This is a genomic window from Micromonospora sp. 15K316, assembly GCF_004348525.1.
Taxonomy (GTDB): domain Bacteria; phylum Actinomycetota; class Actinomycetes; order Mycobacteriales; family Micromonosporaceae; genus Micromonospora.
In genome coordinates, this window is the sequence record NZ_SMKG01000296.1 from 1 (window position 1) to 6,101 (window position 6,101).

Here is a 6,101-nt window from a genome sequence, read left to right on the forward strand (position 1 = left end):
GGCGTAGGCGGCGAGGTGGGCTACCTGGGCCGGATTCAGGGACGGGCGTACCCGGTCCCGGGCGGCCGCGACGTGCGCGGCGGTGACCGTGGAGGCGCTCAGCGACTCCCGCATCGCGGCCAGCGCCGCCTCGCGTACCAGGGCCGCGCAGTCCGCCGCCGAGAAGCCGTCCAACTCGTCGCCGAGCGCGGCGAGGTCCACGTCCGGCGCGAGGGGCACGGTGCGGGCGGCGGCGCGCAGGATCTCCTTCCGGGCCGGCCCGTCCGGCGGCGGCACGTAGACCAGGCGCTCCAGCCGGCCGGGACGCAGCAGCGCCGGGTCGACCAGGTCGGGCCGGTTGGTCGCGCCGACCACCACCACGTTGCGCAGCGCCTCCACCCCGTCCAGCTCGGTGAGGAGGGCGGCCACCACCCGGTCGGTCGTACCGCCGTCGCCGGCCTGACCGCGTACCGGGGCGAGCGCGTCCACCTCGTCGAGGAAGATCAGGGTGGGCGCGGCCTCCCGGGCGCGCCGGAACAGCTCCCGGACGGCCCGTTCGCTCTCCCCGACCCACTTGGAGAGCAGCTCGGCGCCCTTCACCGAGAGCACGTTCGCCCGACCCGAGCCGGCCAGGGCGGTGACCAGGTACGTCTTCCCGCAGCCCGGCGGGCCGTAGAGCAGGACGCCGCGGGGCGGCTGCACCCCCAGCCGGGCGAAGGTGTCCGGGTACGTCAGCGGCCAGAGCACCGACTCGGTGAGCGTCTGCTTCACCTCGACCAGGTCGCCGACGTCGTCGAGCGTGACGGCGGCCAGCTCCAGGGTGGACCCGGCCATCGTGGTCGGTCGGACGACCTCCAGCGCCGCGACGAAGTCGTCCATCGCGACCGTCGGCGTCGGCGCCGCCTTCTGCCGTAACGCCGCCCGAACGCCGGCCTCGCGGACCAGCGCGGCCAGGTCGGCCGCGACGAACCCGGGGGTCCGGCCGGCGATCTCGTCCAGCCGGACGTCCTCGGCGAGGGGCACCTGGCGGGTGAGCACGGTGAGCTGCTCCCGGCGCAGCGCCGGGTCGGGCAGCGGGACGCCGATCCGCAGCGAGAGCAGGTCCGGGGCGCGCAGCGCCGGGTCGACGGCCTCCGGGCGGCCGGTGGTGCAGACGACCGCCGCCCCGGCCCGTACGGTCTCGGCGAGCACCTGGCGGAAGACGGTGGCCACCGGGCCCGGGGCGTCGGCCGGGGCGAGCGCCTCCACGTCGGTGACCAGCAGCACGGCCGGTTCGCCGGCCCGGACGGCGGCTGCGGCGGCCCGGAGCCGGTCGGCGGCGGCCTGGTTGCTCAGCGCGGCCACCTCTGGTGCCCAGAGCGCGACGACCCGGGCCTCGACCTGCGCCGCCACGGCGTGCACCAGCGCGGACTTTCCCGAACCGGCCGGGCCGCTGATCAGGACGCCGAGCGAGACGCTGGTGCCGAGCCGGTTCAGCACCTCCCGGTGGTGGAAGCCGAGGTCGAGCAGTTCGGTCAGCTCCTCGGCCTGGACGCGCAGCCCGGGCAGTTCGTCGACGGTCGGTCCGTCGGTGCGGGCGGCGTCCGCGATCGCGGGATCGGCCTGCGGGGGGAGAGCGGCGGAGCCGTGGGTGACCGGCCCGTGCTCCCAGCCGACCAGGGTCTCCATGGTCACCAGCGCGCCCTCGGCCGGTTCCGCGGCGACCACGGTGAGCAGGCTGCTCGTCCAGGCGTAGCCGACGGTGTTCGCCAGGCTGCGCCGGGCCGCGGCGACCAGGCTGCGCACCGAGGCGTCCGGCAGCACGTCCTGGGGCAGCAGCGACACGTCGTCCCCGGTGGTGACCACCTTGCCGAGCAGCGCCAGCCGGAGCATCTCCGGGCTCACCGCGGCGACGATCTCCACCGGCCCGGCCAGGGTGACCCGGCCGGCCGCGGTCACCGGGAGCGGGCTCACCGTCACCTGGCCGCCGTCGCGGATCCCCAGGTTGCCCAGCGTCAGGTCGTCGGCGTAGAGCAGGGCGCGGCTCGCGCCCGGGTCGGCCGCCGCCACGATCCCCGCGGTCACCCGCCGTCCCGCGAGCCGCAGCGGGGAGCCCGGGCGCAGGCCCAGCGCCGTCAGCACCTCCGGGTGCAGCCGTACGATGCCGCGCCGCGCGTCCAGCGCCGCCGGGCGCAGGCTCGCGGTCACTGTCAGGTCAGGTCGCGCCACCGTCCGACCCTAGCCGCCGTGGCCCACCCGCGTCGGCCACGACGGGGTACGGAGATCTCAGCCAATGCTCAGGAATCGAGCCGTACCGTGTGCCGCATGACATCGCGGTTGTCGATCCGTCGGATCCGGCGTGCCCTCCCCACCGGTCGCCGTGCGGTCGTCGCGGCGCTGGTCGCCGTGCTGCTCGCCGTCGCCGTCGGCTGGGCGGTCCGGCCACGCGATCCGGAGCTGCGTACCGAGGTCGCCATGCTGACCGTGCGCTCCGGGCCGGACGGCCGGCAGCCGGTCGAGTTGGACACCACGTTCTACCTCCCGGAGGAGGCCTCACCCGGGCACAAGGTGCCGGCGGTGCTGCTGGCGCACGGCTTCGGCGGCACCAAGGAGTCAGTACGCGACGACGCCGAGGAGTTCGCCGGCCGGGGGTACGCGGTGCTCACCTGGACGGCGCGCGGCTTCGGGCGCAGCGGGGGCGAGATCCACCTGGACAGCCCCGACTACGAGGTGCGCGACGCGCAGCGGCTGCTGGACTGGCTCGCCGCCCGTCCGGAGGTTCGCACCGACGCCGCCGGCGATCCCCGGATCGGTGTGGTCGGCGGCTCGTACGGCGGGGCGCTCGCCCTGCTGCTCGCCGCGCAGGACCGACGGGTGGACGCGATCGTCCCGATGATCACCTGGAACGACCTGGCTCGGAGCCTGGTGCCGGACAGTGCGGGTGGGCCCGCCACGGCGGGCGTGTTCAAGAAGGGCTGGGCCGGCCTCTTCTTCGGCGGTGGTGGCAGCGTCGGTTCCGGCCCGGCCGGGCTCTCCGGCAACATCGCGGCCCAGCCGCAGGGGGCGCCGGCGTCGGCCGGGCCGCCCAGCCCCGACCCCGGTGCGGGCCCGGGCAGCGGTCCGGGGCAGGCTCCCGGCGCCGCCGCCGATCCGTCCTGCGGCCGGTTCGCGGCGGACGTCTGCGCCGCGTACCTGCGGATCGCGACGACCGGCCGGGCCGACCAGGCGGCGGTGGACCTGCTGCGCCGGTCCAGCCCGGCCGGGGTGCTCGACCGGATCACCGCCCCCACCCTGCTGGTGCAGGGCGAGGCGGACAGCCTCTTCCCGCTCGCCGAGGCGGACGCCAACGCGCGTGGCCTCGCGGCCAACGGCACTCCGGTCCGGGTGGCCTGGTTCACCGGCGGGCACGACGGCGGTGACGGGCCGACGTCGGACTCCGACCGGGTGCGCTTCCTGACCGTGCAGTGGCTCGACCACTACGTGCGGGGCGAGGGCGGGGCGCCCGGGAACGACTTCACCTGGTCGCGGATCGCCGGCTTCGACGCGCTGGACCGTGGCCTGGTCGCCACCGGATTCCGCACGGCCGACTACCCCGGCACGGCGGGCCAGCGGCGCACCGACGTCGCGGTGACCGGCCCTGAGCAGCGGATAGCCAACCCGCCGAACGGCAACCCGGCCGCCATCTCCTCGGTGCCGTTCGCCGGTGGTCTCTCCGCCCTGCTCGACGGGGTGGCCGGGGACGTGCCGGGCCAGCACGCCCGGTTCGAGTCGGCACCGCTGGCCGAGGCGGTGGACGTGGTCGGCGCGCCGACGGTGTCGATCCGGGCCGCGTCCCCGACCGGCGAGGCGGTGCTCTTCGTGAAGCTCTACGACGTGGACCCGAACGGCGCGACCACCCTGCCGAACGGCCTGATCGCCCCGGTACGGCTCACCGGCCTGCCCCGGCGTGCCGCCGACGCCCGCCCGGTCACCGTCACCCTGCCGGCGATCGTCCGCCGGTTCGAGTCCGGGCACCGGCTCCGGGTGGTGGTCGCGACCTCCGACCAGGCGTACGCGAGCCCGGCCGAGCCGGTCGTCTACACCGTGGCGGCGGGTGACGCGCCGGTCGCCCTCCCGACGGTCGCGGGCGAGCCGATCCCGACGGCGGCGACCGTCTGGCGCTGGGTGCTGGTCGGGCTGCTCGCCGCGATCGTGGTCGGGCTCGCCGTGGTCGTCGCCGTGATCCGCCGCCGGCACCGCCGCCACGACAGCTCGGTGCATCCGGAGTACGCGGACGTCCCGCTCGTCGTACGCCGGCTGCGCAAGGAGTACGCGGACGGCTTCGTCGCCGTCTCCAACGTGGACTTCGAGGTGCACCCCGGCCAGGTGGTCGGCCTGCTCGGGCCGAACGGCGCCGGCAAGACCACCACCCTGCGGGTGCTGATGGGGCTCACCCAGCCCACGGCCGGCGAGATCCACGTCTTCGGCCACCGGCTGGTGCCGGGCTCCCCGGTGCTGTCACGGATCGGCGCGCTCGTCGAGGGGCCCGGCTTCCTGCCGCACCTCTCCGGCCTGGAGAACCTGAAGGCCTACTGGCGGGCGACCGGGCGACCGGAGGCGGACGCGCACTTCGCCGAGGCGTTGGAGATCGCCGGGCTCGGCGACTCCGTGCACCGGAGGATCAAGACGTACAGCCACGGGATGCGGCAGCGGCTCGCCATCGCGCAGGCCATGCTCGGCCTGCCCGAGCTGCTGGTGCTCGACGAGCCGACCGACGGGCTGGACCCGCCGCAGATCGCCGAGATGCGCCGGGTGCTCCAGCGCTACGCCACGGACGGGCGGGCGGTGCTGGTCTCCAGCCACCTGCTCGCCGAGGTGGAGCAGACCTGCACCCACGCCGTGGTGGTCAACAAGGGGCGGATCGTGGCGTCGGGGCCGGTCGAGGAGATCGTCGGCGAGTCGCCGAGCGTGCTCTTCGAGGTGACCGACCCGGACGCCGCGCGGGCCGTGCTGGACCGGCTCGACGGGGTACGGGTGCTGCCGGAGAGCAACGGGCAGCTGGTGGTGGACACGAACGGCACGGCGCGCAGCGAGGTCGTGGCCGAGCTGGTCCGGGCCGGAATCGGAGTGGACCGGGTGGTGCCGCGGCGCCGCCTGGAGGACGCGTTCCTCGCCCTGGTGGGCGAGACCTCTCGGGGAAGCGGGGATCGGTGATGGCGACGTCCACCGTGGGTGCGGCCGCGGGCTACCGGCCGTCGACGACGCTGCCGTTCCTGGCGGAGTTCCGTCGGCAGGCGGCCCGTCGGCGTACGCAGCTGGCGCTCGGGTTCATGGTGCTGCTGCCACTGATCATCCTGATCGCGTTCCAGTTCGACTCCGGCGACGACGACAACGGTGGCGGCGAGTTCGGCAGCCTGATCTCGTTCGCCACGTCGGGCGGGTTGAACTTCACGCTCTTCACCATCTTCGTCTCGGCGTCGTTCCTGCTGGTCGTGGTGGTGGCGCTCTTCTTCGGCGACACGGTGGCCAGCGAGGCGAGCTGGGGAAGTCTGCGGTACCTGCTCGCCGTTCCGGTGCCCCGCGCCCGGCTGCTCACGGTGAAGCTGCTGGTCGCGGCCGCGTACTCGGGGTTGGCGCTGCTGCTGCTCGCCGGTACGGCCCTGGCGGCCGGTTCCCTCCGCTACGGCTGGTCGCCGCTGCGCAGCACCGTCGCCGCGGAGCTGCCGCCGGGGGAGGGGCTGCTCCGGCTGCTGGCGGTGCTCGGCTACCTCGCGGTCGTCCTGCTGGTGGTGGCCGGTCTGGCGTTCCTGCTCTCGGTGAGCACGGACGCCGCGCTCGGCGCGGTCGGCGGCGCGGTGCTGCTCTGGATCCTCTCCAGCATCCTGGACCAGATCACCGCGCTCGGCGTGCTGCGCGACTTCCTGCCGACCCACTTCAGCACCGCGTGGCTCGGTCTGCTGTCGACTCCGGTGCAGACCGACGACGTGGTACGCGGCACGATCTCGGCGATCAGCTACGCGACGCTCTTCTGGGCGTTGGCGTACTGGCGCTTCACCCGCAAGGACGTCACCTCGTAGGGAGACCGGCGGTGGCCGCGGTCACACGCGGCCGTCCGGGGTGACCGCCACCGTGGGCGCTCCGCTGGGGTGCGGCGGTGCCGGGGG

3 protein-coding genes are annotated in these 6,101 nt (G+C 75.2%); 2 read left to right on the forward strand and 1 reads right to left on the reverse strand.

The genetic code is table 11. The annotated features are described in order from the left end of the window. The coding region (locus tag E1211_RS29905) for an AAA family ATPase (protein WP_132353225.1) at positions 1–2,187 on the reverse strand (2,187 nt) is incomplete at its 3' end. 96 nt (positions 2,188–2,283) lie between these two features. Here E1211_RS29905 and E1211_RS29910 point away from each other — a divergent pair. Both E1211_RS29910 and E1211_RS29915 read left to right on the forward strand, forming a co-directional pair. Next, positions 2,284–5,151 (forward strand): alpha/beta fold hydrolase, encoded by a 2,868-nt coding sequence (locus E1211_RS29910; protein ID WP_132353227.1) that lies wholly within the window; start codon positions 2,284–2,286, stop codon positions 5,149–5,151. After that, positions 5,151–6,014, forward strand: a complete 864-nt coding sequence (locus tag E1211_RS29915; protein WP_132353229.1) for an ABC transporter permease — start codon at positions 5,151–5,153, stop codon at positions 6,012–6,014. Before E1211_RS29910 ends, E1211_RS29915 begins: the two co-directional genes overlap by 1 nt. The last annotated feature ends 87 nt before the right edge of the window (positions 6,015–6,101 follow it).